This window comes from Myxococcales bacterium, assembly GCA_016717005.1.
GTDB lineage: Bacteria > Myxococcota_A > Polyangia > Haliangiales > Haliangiaceae > UBA2376.
This window is the reverse complement of sequence record JADJUF010000001.1, coordinates 1,528,812-1,544,876: the sequence shown is the minus strand read 5'-3', so window position 1 is coordinate 1,544,876 and position 16,065 is coordinate 1,528,812. Positions and strand designations below refer to the sequence as shown.

At 74.8% G+C, this 16,065-nt stretch carries 12 protein-coding genes and 2 pseudogenes; 12 read left to right on the top strand and 2 right to left on the bottom strand.

Annotated elements, in window-relative coordinates:
• Positions 1-84 precede the first annotated feature (84 nt).
• The 12 genes and pseudogenes from IPL61_06515 to IPL61_06460 all read left to right on the top strand — a co-directional run bounded on the left by IPL61_06515 (position 85) and on the right by IPL61_06460 (position 13,838).
• Complete coding sequence (locus tag IPL61_06515; protein ID MBK9030980.1) at positions 85-1,125, top strand: hypothetical protein; 1,041 nt, start codon at positions 85-87, stop codon at positions 1,123-1,125.
• Positions 1,122-1,778, top strand: coding sequence for a class I SAM-dependent methyltransferase (locus IPL61_06510; protein ID MBK9030979.1), 657 nt, complete (start codon positions 1,122-1,124; stop codon positions 1,776-1,778). The genes IPL61_06515 and IPL61_06510 overlap by 4 nt, the downstream gene beginning before the upstream one ends.
• 15 nt (positions 1,779-1,793) lie before the next feature.
• Entirely contained in the window at positions 1,794-2,630 is an 837-nt protein-coding gene (locus IPL61_06505) for a fructosamine kinase family protein (protein ID MBK9030978.1), read from the top strand.
• 44 nt (positions 2,631-2,674) lie between these two features.
• Positions 2,675-4,628, top strand: a pseudogene (locus tag IPL61_06500) (molybdopterin-dependent oxidoreductase).
• A gap of 12 nt (positions 4,629-4,640) precedes the next feature.
• Positions 4,641-6,456, top strand: a pseudogene (locus IPL61_06495) (NAD(P)H-dependent oxidoreductase subunit E).
• Positions 6,437-7,432, top strand: coding sequence for a (2Fe-2S)-binding protein (locus IPL61_06490; GenBank protein ID MBK9030977.1), 996 nt, complete (start codon positions 6,437-6,439; stop codon positions 7,430-7,432). The pseudogene IPL61_06495 and the gene IPL61_06490 overlap by 20 nt, the downstream one beginning before the upstream one ends.
• Positions 7,433-7,461: 29 nt before the next feature.
• Positions 7,462-8,346, top strand: coding sequence for an MBL fold metallo-hydrolase (locus tag IPL61_06485; protein ID MBK9030976.1), 885 nt, complete (start codon positions 7,462-7,464; stop codon positions 8,344-8,346).
• Between the two features lie 93 nt (positions 8,347-8,439).
• Entirely contained in the window at positions 8,440-9,741 is a 1,302-nt protein-coding gene (locus IPL61_06480) for an alkaline phosphatase D family protein (protein MBK9030975.1), read from the top strand.
• An 8-nt stretch (positions 9,742-9,749) separates the two neighbouring features.
• Positions 9,750-11,444, top strand: coding sequence for an alpha/beta hydrolase (locus IPL61_06475; GenBank protein ID MBK9030974.1), 1,695 nt, complete (start codon positions 9,750-9,752; stop codon positions 11,442-11,444).
• A 570-nt stretch (positions 11,445-12,014) separates the two neighbouring features.
• Positions 12,015-12,401, top strand: coding sequence for a hypothetical protein (locus tag IPL61_06470; protein ID MBK9030973.1), 387 nt, complete (start codon positions 12,015-12,017; stop codon positions 12,399-12,401).
• Positions 12,385-12,930 carry a DUF429 domain-containing protein gene (locus IPL61_06465; GenBank protein ID MBK9030972.1) on the top strand — a complete coding sequence of 182 codons (546 nt, stop codon included), beginning with the start codon at positions 12,385-12,387 and terminating at the stop codon, positions 12,928-12,930. Before IPL61_06470 ends, IPL61_06465 begins: the two co-directional genes overlap by 17 nt.
• 392 nt (positions 12,931-13,322) lie before the next feature.
• Positions 13,323-13,838: a hypothetical protein gene (locus IPL61_06460; protein ID MBK9030971.1), complete on the top strand. Its 516-nt coding sequence runs from the start codon at positions 13,323-13,325 to the stop codon at positions 13,836-13,838.
• A gap of 585 nt (positions 13,839-14,423) precedes the next feature.
• On the opposite strand, the gene IPL61_06455 is transcribed toward IPL61_06460, so the two are convergent.
• Both IPL61_06455 and IPL61_06450 read right to left on the bottom strand, forming a co-directional pair.
• On the bottom strand, positions 14,424-14,603 hold the full coding sequence (locus tag IPL61_06455; protein MBK9030970.1) for a hypothetical protein: 180 nt from the start codon (positions 14,601-14,603) through the stop codon (positions 14,424-14,426).
• A gap of 355 nt (positions 14,604-14,958) precedes the next feature.
• The gene (locus IPL61_06450) at positions 14,959-15,969 is read right to left on the bottom strand and encodes an NAD(P)-dependent alcohol dehydrogenase (GenBank protein MBK9030969.1); all 1,011 of its coding nucleotides are present in this window, start codon (positions 15,967-15,969) and stop codon (positions 14,959-14,961) included.
• Positions 15,970-16,065 lie beyond the last annotated feature (96 nt).

The following is a 16,065-nucleotide window of genomic DNA, read 5'->3' as shown; positions in this document are numbered from 1 at the left end:
TCGTCCATGCCTCCGTCGGCGGAGGTCACACCCGCGCCGCCGAAGCCGTGGCTGAGGGCGTGCCGCCGCCGCGGCGCCGAGCCGGTGCTCGCCGACTACGACGATCTGATCCCGTCGTGGCAGCGCGGGCCGGTGCAGGCGCTGTATCGCTGGTCGCTCGGCCACGCCCCGGCCTTGTGGCGCACCTACTATTGGCACACCAACCGCCCCGCGGCCACCGCGGCGACCCGGGCGCTGGCCCGCGCCGGGCTCGATCGCGCCGCGGCGCTGATCGCGCGCACCGATCCCGACGCGATCATCTCGACCTTCAGCGGCGCCGCCGCGCTCCTCGGCGGCGCGCGCCCAGCCCACGTGCCCCACGTCGTGGTCGCCACCGACTACGCGCCGCACCGCCACTGGCTGCGCGCGGGCGTCGATCGCATCTGCGTGCCGACCCACGACGCCGCGGCCGCGCTCGACGCGCTGGGCGCGGCGCGGGCGCAGGTGATCGTCACCGGCCTGCCGGTGCGCGCGTGCGTCACCGACGTCGACGTCGCCGCCACCCGAGCCGCGGTGCGCGCCCGCCACGGGCTCGACGCGCGCCCGGTCGTCGTGGTCGCCGCCGGCGCCGAGCCGACGCCGCGGGCTCAGCGCGTGGTCGACGCGCTGGCCCGGCTGACCACGCCGGCGCAGCTGGTGATCTGTCACCCCGCGCGGCTGCCGCGCCTCGCGCCCGGCGTCAGCGCCCGCGTCGTCGGCGTCACCGCCGGGTTCCCCGCGTGGCTCGCCGCCGCCGACGTGCTCGTCGGCAAGGCCGGCGGCGCCACCGTCGCCGAGGCGTGCGCGCTCGGGCGCGCGATGATCGTCGTCGATCCGTACCCCGGCCAGGAGGAGGACAACGCCGCCTGGCTCGAGCGCACCGGCGCCGCCGTCCGGGCCTCGGGCCCCGCCACCGCCTGCGCCGCGCTGACCGCGGTGCTGACCCAGCCGCACCTGCGCGCGCCTCGCCGCCGCGGCCGCGCGTCACGGGCGTCCCCGCGCCGCCGACGCCGTCGTCGGCCTCACCCTCGCCGAGCTCGCGCGCGTCGCGCGACCGCTCACCCGCGCCGCCCGCGCCGCCCGCGCCGCCTGAAGGAGCCGTCATGACCACCTCGCTCACTGCCACCAACTGGGATGATCACTTCGCGACCATCGGCCGTCGCCACAACCTGGTCGAGTCGATCCGCATCCGCCAGGTCTTCGGCGCGTACCGGCGCCTGCTCGCCGACGTCGCGCTGCCGACCGCGCCGCGCATCCTCGAGCTCGGCGCCGGCACCGGCCACGCGTCCTTGCGCCTGGTCGAGACCTTCGGCGGCCACGCCACGCTGGTCGAGCGCAACCGCGCCGCGCTGGCGCTGTCGCAGCGGCTGTGGCGCGCGCGCGGCCACGGCGCCGACGTCACCCACGTCGAGGGCGATCTGCTCGCCTACGACGGCCGCGGCTTCGATCTGGTCCACTCCGGCGGGGTGGTCGAGCACTTCCACGACGGCGATCTCGTCCGGGTCGTGCGCGCCCACGCCGGCGCCGTCGCGCCCGGCGGGCTGCTCGCGATCCTGGTGCCGGTCGACACCTGGCGCTACCGCTCGTTCCGCGCCGCGCTGCGCGCGGTCGGCAAGTGGATCTACACCGACGAGGTGCCGTGGGCGGTCGACCTGGCGCCGCGGCTGTTCGCGCCCCACGGCCTGACGCTGATCGCGGCGACCACGTGTGGCCACGAGCGCGGCTACCTGTTCCGCCGGCAAGCGTCGTGGCCGCGGTGACGCTATCGTCGGCGGGTGTCGACCTGGCGTGACGACCTCGCCGCCGCCGTGGGCGCGCCGATCGCGCGGGCCACGGCGGTCGCCGGCGGCGACATCAACGACGCCTACCGGGTCGAGCTCGTCGACGGGCGCGCGCTGTTCATCAAGACCCACGCCGCGCCGCCGCCGGGCATGTACGCGGCCGAGGCTGACGGCCTGACCTGGCTCGCGGCCGGCCCGCTGCCGGTGCCGACCGTGGTCGCGGTCGGCGCGCGGTTCCTGGCGCTGGCGTGGCTCGACCTCGGCGGGCCCGGCCCGGGCTTCGACGCTGCGCTCGGCCGCGGCCTGGCCGCGCTCCATCGCCTGGGCGCGCCCGGGTTCGGCCACGATCGCCCCAGCTACCTCGCGACGATCGCGCAGCCGGGCGGGCTCGCCGACGACGGCGTGATCTTCTGGATCGAGCAGCGGCTGCGGCCGGTGTGCGCGCGCGCCACCGCCGCCGCGCGCCTGCCCCCGCTCGACGCCGCGCTCGATCGTCTGGCCGCGCGCCGCGATCGGTTCGGCCCGCCGGAGCCACCGGCGCGGCTCCACGGCGATCTGTGGTCGGGCAACGTGGTCGCGGTCGCCGGCCGGCCGACCCTGATCGATCCCGCGGTCTACGGCGGTCACCGCGAGGTCGACCTGGCGATGCTGGCGCTGTTCGGCGGGCTGACCTCGACCACCGTCGCCGCCTACGCCGAGGCGTTCCCGCTGGCGGCCGAGTGGCGAGCGCGCGTCGCGCTGTGGCAGCTCTATCCGCTCGCGGTCCACGCGCTCCTGTTCGGCGGTGGCTACGGCGACCGGGTCGCGCGCGGCCTCGCGGCGCTCGGGTGACCCGGGGCAACTTGCCGCGCGGATCGGGCGGGCCCGCGCGCAAGATGCTGCGCGGATCGGGCAACCCCCGCGAGCCCTGGGGGTGGGCGCGCGGCCCGGCGCGCCGGCCGCCCCCCCGCCCCCGGTCCCTGGTCCGCGCGCGGCCCCCGCCGACCGCCCCCCGGCCCGCCCCCTGGCGCCGGGGGCGCGGGGCCCGCCGCGGCGCCGGCCGGCCGGGTCGGTCGCCGCCCCCCGGCCCCAAGGCCTTTCGGCGGCTTCTGCTCGTCGCCGGGCCCGGAGGGGGACTACATGGCGATGGTTCATCCGGGGGCGTCGGCTCGAACAACATCGACAGCTGCAACCGAACGTGACACGCCCCTAGCGTCGTCGGTCTGGCGACGGTCTTTGGCGCTGGTGGCGGCACCAGCTCGTACCGCGAGGTCGAGGACACCGACGTCATGTTCCTCTGGGGATCGAACGCGCGCGAGACGCACCCCATCTTCTTCCACCACGTGCTCAAGGGGGTGCGCCGCGGCGCGCGGCTGTTCGTGGTCGACCCGCGCCGGACCGCGTCGGCCGCGTGGGCCGACGGCTGGCTCGGCCTCGACGGTCGGCACCGACGTCGCGCTCGCCAACGGCGTCGCCCACGCGATCCTCGCCGCCGGCCTCGAGAACCGCGCGTTCATCGCGCGCGCCACCACCGGCTTCGACGCCTACCGCGCCCACGTCCTGGCCGAGTACCCGCTCGATCGGGTCGCGGCGATCACCGGCGTCGACGCCGCGGTGATCGAGCAGGTCGCCCACGCCTACGCCAAGGCCGATCGCGGCATGATCTGCTGGACGCTCGGCATCACCGAGCACCACAACGCCGTCGACAACGTCCTGGCGCTGATCAACCTCGCGCTGCTGACCGGCCACGTCGGCCGCTGGGGCACGGGGCTCAACCCGCTGCGCGGGCAGAACAACGTGCAGGGCGGCGGCGACATGGGCGCGCTGCCGCACAAGCTGCCCGGCTTCCAGGACGTCGACGATCCGGTCGCGCGCGCCAAGTTCGAGGCGCGCTGGGGCGTGACCATCCCGCCCGAGCCGGGCTGGCACCTGACCGACATGTTCGCGGCGATGGAGCGCGGCGACCTGCGCGCGCTCTACGTCATCGGCGAGAACCCGGCCCGGTCCGAGGCCGACGGCCACCGCACCACCAAGCTGCTCAGCGGTCTCGAGGTGCTGGTCGTGCAGGACATCTTCCTGACGCCGACCGCCGAGCTGGCCGACGTCGTCTTGCCGGCGAGCGCCAGCTTCGCCGAGGCCGACGGCACCGTCACCAACAGCGAGCGCCGGGTCCAGCGGGTGCGGCGCGCGGTGGCGCCGCCGCCCGGCGCGCGCGACGACATCGCGATCATCGCCGAGCTGTCGCGTCGGCTCGGGCGCGACCTCGGCGACCCCACGCCCGAGGAGCTGTGGGACGAGCTGCGGTCGATGTCGCCGATGCACGCCGGCATGAGCTACGCCCGGCTCGACGAGCTGGGCGGCATCCAGTGGCCGTGCCCCGAGGACGGTCACCCGGGCTCGCCGTTCCTGCACGGGCGGCTGTGGGCCGAGCCGCGCCAGGGCCCGGCGGCGCCGTTCCACGTCGTCCACGACGCGCCGCCGGTCGAGGCGCTCGACGAGCGCTACCCGCTGCGGCTCACCACCGGGCGCCGCCTCGACTCGTTCAACACCGGCGTGCAGTCGGGCAGCTTCCGCTCGCCGCTGCGCCGGGGCGAGACCGTCGACCTGTCGCCCGCCGACGCGCGCGCCTCGGCGTCGCCGACGGGCGAGCGGGTGCGGTCGTCGCCGCGGCGGGGCACCGTGCGCGCGCCGGTCCGGATCGATCCCGGCCTGCGCCCGGGCCTGGTGTTCATGACGTTCCACTTCTCCGACGAGGTCGACACCAACCTGCTGACGATCGACGCCACCGATCCGCGCTCCGGCACCGCCGAGTTCAAGGCCGCCGCGGTCCGGATCGATCGGCTGGCCTGATAGGCTGCGCCCGTGGATCTCCGCCCCATCACCACGCCCCCCTCCGACGACGAGCGCGCCGCGATCGACGCGGTGCTCGGAGCGCCGGCGCCGGTGACGGGCGAGCTGCGCGAGGCCCGGGGCCGCCGCCACCTGCTCTTGCCCGGGCTGCACGCGATCCAGGATCGGTGCGGCTGGGTGTCGCCGGGCGCGCTCGGCTACCTGTGCGAGCGCCTGCACGTGCCGCCGGCCGAGGCCTACGGCGTGGCGTCGTTCTACGCGCTGTTCGCGCTGGCCGCGCGGCCGCCGACCGCGCTGCACGTGTGCGACGACCTCGCGTGCCACGCCGCCGGCGCGCCGGCGCTGGTCGGCGAGTTGACCGCGCGGCTGGGGCCCAGCGGCGAGCCCCGCGCCGGCGCCACGTGGCTGCCGAGCCCGTGCCTGGGGTTGTGCGAGCGCGCGCCCGCCGCGATGCTCACCATCGCCGGGCCGACGTCGCGGGCCGGGGCCTGGGGCCCGGTCGACGCGACCGCGTGCGTCGACGCGGTGACCTCGGGCCGCGCGCCGACGCCGGCCCCGGCGCTGGTGCCGCAGCGCGGCCGCGACGGCGGTCGCTACCCCGAGCGCCTGCTCGCGCGCGTCGGCACCGTCGATCCCACCAGCCTCGACGCGTACCGCGCCGCCGGCGGCTACGGCGCGCTCCGACGCGCGCTCGAGCGCGGCCCGGCGTTCGTGTTGCGCGAGGTCGCCGACAGCGGGCTGGTCGGGCGGGGCGGGGCGGCGTTCCCGACCGGCCGCAAGTGGGCCGCGGTCGCCGCGCAGCCCGGTCGACCCAAGTACGTGGTGTGCAACGCCGACGAGTCCGAGCCCGGCACGTTCAAGGACCGCGTGCTCATGGAGGAGGATCCGTTCGCGTTGATCGAGGCGCTGACGATCGCCGGCACGACCGTCGGCGCCGAGCACGGCTTCATCTACCTGCGCGGCGAGTACCCGCTGGCGCGCGCGCGGCTCGCCGGCGCGATCGCCGCCGCCTACGAGCGCGGCCTGCTCGGCGCCGACGTGCTCGGCAAGGGCGCGCGGTTCGAGCTCGAGCTGCGCCTGGGCGCCGGCGCGTACATCTGCGGCGAGGAGACCGCGCTGTGCGCGTCGCTCGAGGGCTTCCGCGGCGAGCCGCGCACCAAGCCGCCGTTCCCGGTCGAGGCCGGCCTGTTCGGGCGCCCGACCGTGGTCAACAACGTCGAGACGCTCGTCAACGTGCTGACGATCATCGAGCACGGCGCGCCGGCCTACCGCGCCATCGGCACCGCCGGCTCGCCCGGCACGCGGCTGTTCTGCGTCAGCGGCCGGGTCGCGCACCCGGGCCTGTACGAGCTGCCGTTCGGCGCGCGCCTGCGCGACCTGCTCGACCTGGCCGGCGCGACCGACGTCGCGTCGGTGCTGCTCGGCGGCGCCGCCGGCACCTTCGTCGGCCCGACCGAGCTCGACGTGCCGCTGACCTTCGAGGACACCCGGGCCGTCGGCGCCACGCTCGGCTCGGGCGTGGTGCTGGTGCTCGACCGCACCGTGCCGATCGCGCCGGTGCTGGCGCGCATCGCGCAGTTCTTCCGCGACGAGAGCTGCGGCCAGTGCGTGCCGTGCCGGGTCGGCACCGTGCGCCAGGAGGAGCTGATCACCCGGCTGGCCCGCGGCGCGCCGCGCGGCGCGGTCGCCGACGAGCGCGCGCTGCTCGCCGAGCTGGGCCAGGTGCATGCGCGACGCGTCGATCTGCGGCCTCGGCCAGACCGCGTCCGCGGCGATCGAGAGCGCGGTCGCGCGCCTCGGCGCCTTCGCTGACGAGGCCACGCCATGATCCGCCTGCCGATCCCCCCCCCCCCCCCCCCCCCCCCCCCCCCCCGGCCCCCGCGCGCGTCGAGCTGACCATCGACGGCCAGCGCGTGGCCGTGGCCGAGGGCGCGACCGTGCTCGACGCCTGCGCCGCGCTCGGCGTCGAGGTGCCGACCCTGTGCTTCGCGCCCAACCTGACGCCGGTCAACGCCTGCCGGATCTGCGTGGTCGAGCTCGAGGGCGCGCGCACGCTGGTGCCGTCGTGCTCGCGCAAGGCCGAGGCCGGCATGGTCATCCACACCGACTCGCCGCGCGTGCGCACCTCGCGCAAGCTGGTGCTCGAGCTCCTGGGCTCGTCGGTCGATCTGTCGGCGACGCCGCTGGTGGCCGGCTGGATGGCGCGCTACGGCGCCGCGCCGGACCGGTTCGGCCCGGCGGCCCCGCCGGCCGCCGCCGACGAGCGCGACGCCGCGGTCGCCGGCCACCACCACCGCGGCGACGGCGCCACCGCCGCCACGGTCGCGCAGCCGCCCAAGGTCGACAACGACCTGTTCGTGCGCGACTACGGCAAGTGCATCCTCTGCTACAAGTGCGTCGAGGCCTGCGGCGAGGACGCCCAGAACACCTTCGCGATCGCGGTGGCCGGGCGCGGCTTCGACGCGCGGATCTCGACCGAGCTGGCCACGGCGCTGCCCGACTCGGCGTGCGTGTTCTGCGGCAACTGCATCAACGCCTGCCCGACCGGCGCGCTGGTGTTCAGCCGCGAGTTCGACCTGCGCCAGGCCGGCGCCTGGGACGAGGCCGCGCAGCGCCAGACCACGACCGTGTGCCCCTACTGCGGCGTCGGCTGCGCGCTGACGCTCCACACCCAGGGCGAGCAGGTGGTCAAGGTCACCTCGCCGCTCGACTCGTCGGTCACCGAGGGCAACCTGTGCGTCAAGGGCCGGTTCGGCTGGCAGTACGTCGGCACCGCGCCGGCGGGCGACGCCAGCAAGAAATAGTCAGGCGCGCCTGGGCGTTGAGCCCGACCGTGCATCGCCTCCTGCTGTTGTCGTCGCTGTCGCTGTCGCTCGCCGCCTGTCGCGCGACCCCCACGCCCGTCGCCGCCGCGCCGCAGCCAGCGCGCGCGCCGCTGACCCTCACGTACCTCGGCGTCGCCGGCTGGCAGCTCGAGGCCGACGGCAAGGTCCTCCTGATCGATCCGTACTTCTCGCGGCCGGCGCTCGACGGGCCGATCGTCCCGGACGCCGCGGCCATCGCCGCGCGCACCCCGCCGCGCGTCGACGCGATCCTGATCGGCCACAGCCACGTCGACCACCTGCTCGACGCGCCGACGATCGCCCGCGCCACCGGCGCGCAGCTGATCGGCAGCGCCACCACCGCCGCGATCGCCCGGGCCAGCGGCGTGCCCGACGATCAGCTCGTGCCGGTGGTCGGCGGCGAGGACTACCAGTTCGACGGCTGGTCGGTGAAGGTCCTCCCCAGCCTGCACTCGGCGCTCGACGACAAGCACACCCTCGGCGGCGTCCTCGCCGGTCCGCCGACCCTGCCGCTGACCTTCGCCGGCTACCCCGAGGGCGGCACGTTCGCGTACCTGGTGCGCCTCGGCGGCCACGAGATCTTGATCCTGTCGACCGCCAACTTCATCGAGCGCGAGCTGGTCGGCCTGCGCCCCGACGTCGCGATCGTCGCCACCGGGCTGCGCGACGAGCTCCACGACTACACCTGTCGGCTCCTGCGCGCCGTGGGGGCGCCGCCGCGGGTCTACACCACGCACTTCGACGACTGGCAGGCCGCGCCGATCGACGCGCCGCCGTCCGCCGACCTGCAGGCGTTCGTCGCCGAGGTCGCCGGGTGCGCGCCCGGCACCGTCACCACGATCCCGCGGTACTTCGAGGCCATGGTCGTGCCGTAGCGCGACCTCGCCGACGAGCGGCCGTGCTCGCGGACGCGGGCGGGTCGTCAGGCCACAACCGCGCGCGCCGACCCGCGGTGCTATCGTCGTTGGGTGACGCTCACCCGCCGCCAGTGGCTGCTCGCGGTCGGCGCCGCCGGCGCCGCGACCCAGCTCGGCGGCTGCGGTGACCCCCCGCCCGCGGTCACCGCGATGGTGCTCGAGGTCGAGGCCACGCGCGCGCTGGTCTCGGCGTGGGCGGCCGACGCGGACCGCGGCGAGCTGGTGGTCACGACCGCGGCCGGCGCCGAGGTCGCGGCGCTGGCGCTGGCGTTCGACGAGCACGGCCACGCGCACGTCGACGTCGACGGCCTGAGCCCGGCCACGGCCTACCGCGCCCAGGTCCGCACCGACGCCGGCGCCGAGCACGGGCCGATCGCGTTCGTGACCGCGCCCGCCGACGACGATCCGCGGCCGCTGCGCCTGGCGGTCAGCGCCGACGTCGACGAGTCGCGCGATCACCGCTCGCCGATCTTCGACGCGATCGCCGCCGCGGCGCCCGAGCTGTTCGTGTGCCTGGGCGACTGGCCCTACGCCGACCACGGCGACACCGCGTTCACGCGCGATCAGTACGACGCGCGCCACGCCCGCGGCCACCTGACCGCGCTGTTCCAGCCGTGGATGCGGGCCAGCTCGTTCCGGGCGATCTACGACGACCACGAGTTCGCCAACGACTGGGACGGCGCCGCGCGCGCGCTCGATCCCGATCGCCACGCCGCCGCGCTCGCCGCCTGGGACGCGTGGTTCCCGCACCGCGGCGACGGCCCGCGCTACCGCAGCTGGCGCTGGGGCCTGCTGTGCGAGTGCTTCCTGCTCGACTGCCGGGCCTACCGCAGCGCCAACGACGCGCCCGACGGGCCGACCAAGACCATGCTCGGCGCCGAGCAGCGGGCGTGGCTGGTCGACGGCCTGCGCGCGTCGACCGCGACGTTCAAGCTGGTGTTCACCTCGGTGCCGCTCGACTACGGCGTCGGCGTCGACCACTGGGCCACGTTCGCGGTCGAGCGCGACGGCATCCTCGACGAGCTGGCCGCGGCCGGCGTGGCGGGCCTGTTGTTCCTGTCGGCCGACCAGCACTGGTTCGCCGCCCACCGCCACCGCCACGGCATCCGCGAGTTCCAGGTCGGGCCGCTCGCGCACTACCTGCTCGAGCAGCCGCCGCTGCCCGACGGCGTGCTGGCCCGGGTGTCCGAGCTCAACTTCGGGATGATCGAGATCACCGCCGAGCCGCGCCTGCGGTTCCGGGCCTTCGGCGCCACCGGGGACCAGCTCTACGACGAGTCGTTCACGCCCGCCGAGCTCACGCCCGCGCCGCCGGATCCGTGGCCGCAACCGCTGCCGCGCGACGGTGTCTAGCTGGGGTGATGCGCCCGCGCTGGTCCCCTGTGGTCGTCGTCGGGCTCGCCGGCGCCTGCGCGACCACCGCGCGGCCCGCGCCGGTCGCGCCGACCGCGGTCGCACCGGCGCCGTCAGCGTCGCCGTCGGCCCCAACGCCACGCGGCCCGGTCGAGATCGATCGCGGGGAGCTGACCTTGACCATCCGCGGGCGCCCGGCCGGGGCCGAGGTGTTCACGATCGAGGCGGACCCCGACGGCTACGTGATCCGGTCCGAGGTCCGGCTGGAGTCGGGCTCGACCCTGCGGCTGTTCGACAGCGTCCTGACCACCGACCGCGCCTGGCGACCGCGCGCGGCCACCGGCCGCGACGTCAAGGACGGCGGCACGACGGTGGCGTTGACCGGGGCGCCGCTGGTGCTGCGGACGCGCTCGCAGCTGGGCCCGTCGTCGGAGCGCACCGCCAGCCGCGCGGTCGAGCTGTACCTCGGCGACAACACGTTCGCGCACTTCGCGCCCGCCTGCGCGCTGCCGGCGCCGACCGTGCGGGTCGGGTTCCCCGGCATGGACGTGCGCATCGGCGTCGATCAGCCGACCGCGCTGGCCGGCGTCACCCGGCGCACCGTCGATCTCGCCGGCACGATGCGCGCGGTCGTGACCTGCGAGGCCGGCCGGCTGCTCGCCGTCGAGCTGCCGACCATGGCCCTGACCGCGATCCGCACCGACCGCACCGACGACGTCACGCCGCTGGTGCTGCCGACGCCGACCAAGGCGGCGCTGGCGCCGGGGCTGATCGAGCTCGAGCGCACGATCGCGCGCCCTGACGCGACCCTGGCGTGCGCGCTGGTCGTGCCGGCCGCCGCGACGGCGCCGCTGCCGGTGGCGGTGCTGCTGACCGGCTCGGGCGCGCAGGATCGCGACTCCGACTCGACCGGGCCCGGCGGGATCAAGCTCGGGCTCCTGCGCGCGGTCGCCAGCGCGCTCGGCCTCGCTGGGGTCGCGACCCTGCGCTGCGACGACCGCGGCGTCGGCGGCTCGAGCGGCGACTTCGGCGCCGCCACCGTCGACACGTTCATCGACGACGCCCGGGCCATGGTCGCCGCGGTCCGCGCCGATCGCCGCCTCGACCCCGCGCGGGTGGCGCTGATCGGTCACTCCGAGGGCGCGGTCGTCGCCGCCGCGGTCGCCGCCGTCGAGCCCCGCGTCGCCGCCGTCGCGCTCCTGGCCGGCCCCGGCCGCCCGGTCGAGCAGGTGCTGCTCGAGCAGGTCGCGCTCACCTTGAGCCGGGCCGGGCTGACCGCCGCCGAGGCGGAGGCCGCGCTCGACCGCCACCGCGCCGCCTTCGTCGCGATCCGCGCCGGCGCCCCCTTGCCCGACACGCCCGAGGCGGCCGAGTGGCGCGGCGGCGAGCGCTGGCTGCGCTCGCACATGACCCGCGACATCCTGGCCACGATCGCGGCGCTCGGCTCGCGGCCGCTGCTGGTCGCCCAGGGCGGGGTCGATCAGCAGGTCGCCGCCGTCGACGCCGACGCCCTCGTGGCCGCCGCCCGCGCCGCCGGCAACCCCGCCGTGGTCGACCGGCGCTACCCCGGCCTCGATCACCTGTTCGCCGCCTCGGCCACCGGTGACCCCGCCGCCTACGCCGATCCCGACCGCCAGGTCGATCCCCGATTCCTCACCGACCTCGCCGCCTTCGTCGCCGCCGCCCCCGCGCGCCGGCGGTAGGGCCCCGCGCGCCCAGCCACAGCCCTGGGCCCCGGGTGACCTCCCTGACCGTCTGGATCGCGTAATCGCCGAGGGTACTTGACACCCCCCCCATCCCTGAGGCATCCCTTGCATCCGCCGGTCGTGCCGGCTCTTCCGAAGTAGCTCAGTGGTAGAGCAGCCGGCTGTTAACCGGCGGGTCGCAGGTTCGAACCCCTTCTTGAGCCATTTTTCTGGGTCGCCAACCAACGGCGAGGGTAACAGGAGCCCCCCGGAGCGATCCGGCTTCGCCGTTTCTCCCTTGGTACTCCGGGCGTTTCGCGCGCGCGCCCTGCGGCCGCTCTCGCGCTGCTCGCAGAGAGCGCCGGCGAGCGCGATGAGCGCCGCGGGACAGCCCCTCCCCCGCCCTCCTCCCCCCCCGAAGCGACGCGACCCGCCCCCCCCCGGGCCCCCCCCCCCCCCCCCCCGCGCCCCGCGACCCCCCGCCCGCCCGCCGCGGCGCGCCCCCCCCCCACCGCCCCCCCCGCCGCGCGCGCCCGACCCGCCGCGGCGCCGAGCCCCTTTCTCCTTCGCCGCGCACCCGAGGTCGAGATGATCGTCGGCGTCGACTTCGGTGCGCCGCAGCGGGCGCGCGACCAGCGGCGGAAGATCATCGCCATCGCCGCGCACTCGACGGGCTGGCACTCCTACCGCATCGACGCGACCGGGATGAACACACGGCTCCTCGCGAACGCCCCTCCGGGCTGGACCGCGAAGGAGCTCGTCGACGAGATCACGGCTCGACCGGCCCGCGTCGTCGGGTTCGACTTCCCGTTCTGCGTCCCGCACGCGCTCCTGCGCGACCCGAAGTTCGCCGCGGACATCGGCTACAAGGACGGCGCGTTCCTCGGGTGGCGCTCCTTCAACTGGTGGATCGCAGCGCCCCCCCTCGGCGACCCGCTCGACTTCACGCCCTTCGCCCCTGGCGAGACCCGCTGAGCGCGCGCGGCTCTGGACGAGGCGCGCGACGGACATCGCCGCCGGTGGGCAGCCGCCGCTCAAGGACAAGTTCCAGGCGACGTTCCAGATGACGCTCCTCGGGAACGCGCTGCTCTCGAAGCTGGAGTCGCACCAGTACCGCGTGCTGCCGTTTCCTGGCGGTCGCGGTGCGGGCGAGATCATCGAGGTCTACCCGGGCGCGACGCTGCGCACGATGGGGCTCGCGAGCTACAAGTCGAGGCCCGATGAAGCGGTGCGTCTCGGCATCGCCGCGTGTGCCGCCGCAGGCATCAGGCTCGACGTCGATCTCCGGCTCGTCGCCCTCGCGTGCCGCTACAGCTCGGGCACTGCGAGGACGCCCGACTACGACGTGGCCGACGCCTTCGTCGCGCTTTGCACGGCCATCCTCCACGCGGAGAACGGCTGTCGCCCGGTGCTCGCGCCCGACCCGACGTGGCAAGAGCGGCTCGTGAAGGAATGGGAAGGCGCGATCTGGGTCCCGACCATCACGACGAGCGCACCGGCGTAGGCGGCTGCTCCGGTCCATCGCGATGCACAAGCGGCTCCGCAAGAAAAAGCGCCCGGCCAGCCGGCTCGACGCCGCACCGCACACGAAACCCGGGGGCGCGGTGACTCGTGACGCGCGCGCGCCGGCAGCCCAGCGCGCGCCCCCGCCCTGAGCACCGGAAACGACACCGAGTGCCGGGCGGCGCGCAGACCCCCTGAGCCCCGCCGGCCAACGACCCCCCGCCGCGCGGCCCGCATCGGCCAGAGCGACGCGGACCGTCCCCAGACGCCCCGCAACGGCCGCCCACCCACGCGCCCGCCCGCCCGCCCGCCACGCCTTCACCCCCGGGGACCCAAACGCCCCGGCGTCGCGCGCGCGACCACCCCCCCCGCCCCCCGGGTGTTGCGCGCAGGATGCGGGGCTTGTCGAAGTCGAGATGGACGTGCGGCACGCCGGGCCGACGCCACCACCCCGAACCACCCGCGCCTTGGACGCCTTCGGTTTCCGCAGCTGCCGCGCCCCCCGCCCCCCCGCGCAACCCCCCCCCGCCGATCCTGAACTCCGTCCTCGCCGCCGATCGCTGCGAGCTGTTTGCCGTCGAGCAGCTCTCTGGTCACCCCGTGTTCAAGGTCAGACCTGCGACGACGGGCGTCGCGGGCAGGCCGAAGAACCTGATCTTCGCGTCCACCGGTCCGAAGCCGGAACTGGGCTTCGCCGACGCCGTGAACAACGACATCGTGATCCTTCGACACGCCGAGCACTGCCTCGTCTACGACGAGCCGATCGGAGATGAGGGACTGCGCTGGACCAGGCTCGTCGAGTGGTGGGCGGCCCGCAACAAGGCCGATCCGAAGACGCGGCGACGAGAATCCAACCCGAGCCCAACCCGCCGACCGTCGCCTCTCAGCGCGCCGCTGCCCGTGATGTAGAGCCGGTACATCGTGCGAAGGATCGCGGCTTCGTCGGGCTGCAGCGCGAGGTGGTATCGGGGCTTCTTCCCTGCGTGCGCCTCGACGGGCACCTTGCAGTAGCCGTAGGGCGTGAGGCCGCCCGGGTAGAAGCCTTGGCGGACGGCCTCGCGCATGGCCGCCGCGGTACGGAGGCCGTTCACCTCCGACTCGTACTGGTCGATGCACTCGAAGAAGCCCTCCATCAGCGTTCCCATCGGGTCGTCCGCGAGCTCCTGCGTGACCGAGACGACACGCACTCCGGCGCGGCGCAGCTCCTTCTTCACGACGCGCGCGTGCGTGGCGTCGCGCGTGAAGCGTGAGGTGTGGTGCACGACGATGACCGCGATCGTGCTGCCCGGTCGGAGCGCGTCGCCGAGCAGCTCGTTGAACACGGCGCGGTGAGCGTCGGTGCCCGACGCGCCGGGCTCGACGTAGTGATGATCGATGACGGCTTCGTGGCGCGCAGCGAACTCCTCCGCCGATCGCCGCTGCGCAGGGAGAGACAGTTCTTTCTCGGCCTGCTCGACCGTGCTGACGCGGAGGTAGCTGACCCAGCGAGTGCGTTCAGCGCGCTTCGCCATCGCGCACCTCCTTCGGCTCGGTGGTCGGCGCTTTCGGCGCGTCGAAGAGGCGGGCGAGTACGGGCTCGATGAGGGCGCGCTCCCACTCCTCGAGGGCGAGCGGGAGCGGCGCGAGGTCGGTGACTTCCAGGTGGACGGGCTTCTTGCTGCGGGGTCGGGGCATGGTCGTGTCCTTTTGAGAGGGAAACGCGGTCTCCCTGGTCGAGACGGGACACGAAATCGACATGCTTCGAGGCGGGGCTCGTTTCATCTCGAGACGAGATCCGACTTCCGCCGCTGAGTGGACGCGGCCGGGCGAGCACGCGCACGGCGAACCCGTACGTCGCCGCCCGGGTACGAAGTCGGCCAAGCATCAAATAGCGGCCACGCCGACCACTCGTCGTGGCCGTCGTAGGGGAGCTCACGACGGCGCGCCGTGCCGCGCACGTGCACAGCCAGACCTCATCGCATCGTTGAGGCTCGCGACGTCCGTCGCACCCTTGTTGCTCTCGAGGCGCGAGACCCAGCTCCGGAGCGGATCAGCGATCGAGAACAACCCGATAGCGAGCCTTGTTGCTGCGCAGGTGGTCGACCGCTTCGTTGATGCGGTCGAAGCCAAAGTGCTCGGTCGTCGGCTGAATCTCGTGTCGGCCGGCGAAGTCGAGCATCTTCGCGATGTCGGAGGGACTGCCGGCGGGCGAGCTCGACACGGAGCGCTGGCTCATCATCAACGAGGTCGCGGGCACGGAGATCGGCTCGAGCACGGCGCCGAGGACATGCAAGCGCCCACGCCGGGCGAGGCTGCCGATGTACGCCCCCCAGTCGAGGGGGACGTTGACCGTGGACAACAGCAAGTCGAAGGATTTCGCCGCGCGCTCGATCGCATCCTTGTCACGAGAGTCTAGTGCCACGTGGGCGCCCAGCTCGACTGCCTCCTGTTGCTTGGCCTCCGTCGAGGTGAACGCGGTCACGTGGCATCCCCACGCCCGGGCGAACTTGACTGCCATGTGGCCGAGCCCGCCGATGCCGATCACGCCGACGCGGTCCGTCGGAGAGACCCCGTACTGCACGAAGGGGCTGAACACCGTGATGCCGCCGCACATCAGTGGGCCGGCCGTTCGGGGATCGACGCCCTTGGGCAGCTTGAAGACGGCGCTGGCCTGGGCACGGACAACGTCTGCGTAGCCACCGTGCCGGCCGATGAACGTGCTCGCCGCATCCGCGCACATGTGATGATCACCGCTCATGCACTGACGACAAATCATGCAGTAGCCGGCATGCCATCCCATGCCGACCACGTCGCCGACCGCCAGGTGGCGGACGTGCTCGCCGACCTCACGGACCTCGCCGACAATCTCGTGCCCGGGCACGAGCGGGTAAGGAGTGAAGCCCCAAGCGTTGTCCATCATGCTGACATCGCTGAAGCAGATGCCGCAGCTCTTGACGTTCAGGTCGACGTCGTGTGGCCCGAGCGGGCCGAGCGCGTATTCGAAGGGCAGGAGCTGGCCGCCCGGCTCCTGGACTGCGTAGGCGTGAACGGTGGTGGTCATGGGTCACGACCCTACCCAAGTTGGCGTTAGCCGCCGTGCCAGATCCCACGAATGATCTGCCCGATCGTACGAGGCTCCGGACTATTATCCGGCCGA

Coding starts and splice junctions, on each gene's coding strand:
- IPL61_06510 (MBK9030979.1), top strand. CDS start 1,122: ATGACCACCTCGCTCACTGCCACCAACTGGGATGATCACTTCGCGACC.
- IPL61_06475 (MBK9030974.1), top strand. CDS start 9,750: ATGCGCCCGCGCTGGTCCCCTGTGGTCGTCGTCGGGCTCGCCGGCGCC.
- IPL61_06470 (MBK9030973.1), top strand. CDS start 12,015: ATGATCGTCGGCGTCGACTTCGGTGCGCCGCAGCGGGCGCGCGACCAG.
- IPL61_06460 (MBK9030971.1), top strand. CDS start 13,323: ATGCGGGGCTTGTCGAAGTCGAGATGGACGTGCGGCACGCCGGGCCGA.
- IPL61_06455 (MBK9030970.1), bottom strand. CDS start 14,603: ATGCCCCGACCCCGCAGCAAGAAGCCCGTCCACCTGGAAGTCACCGAC.
- IPL61_06450 (MBK9030969.1), bottom strand. CDS start 15,969: ATGACCACCACCGTTCACGCCTACGCAGTCCAGGAGCCGGGCGGCCAG.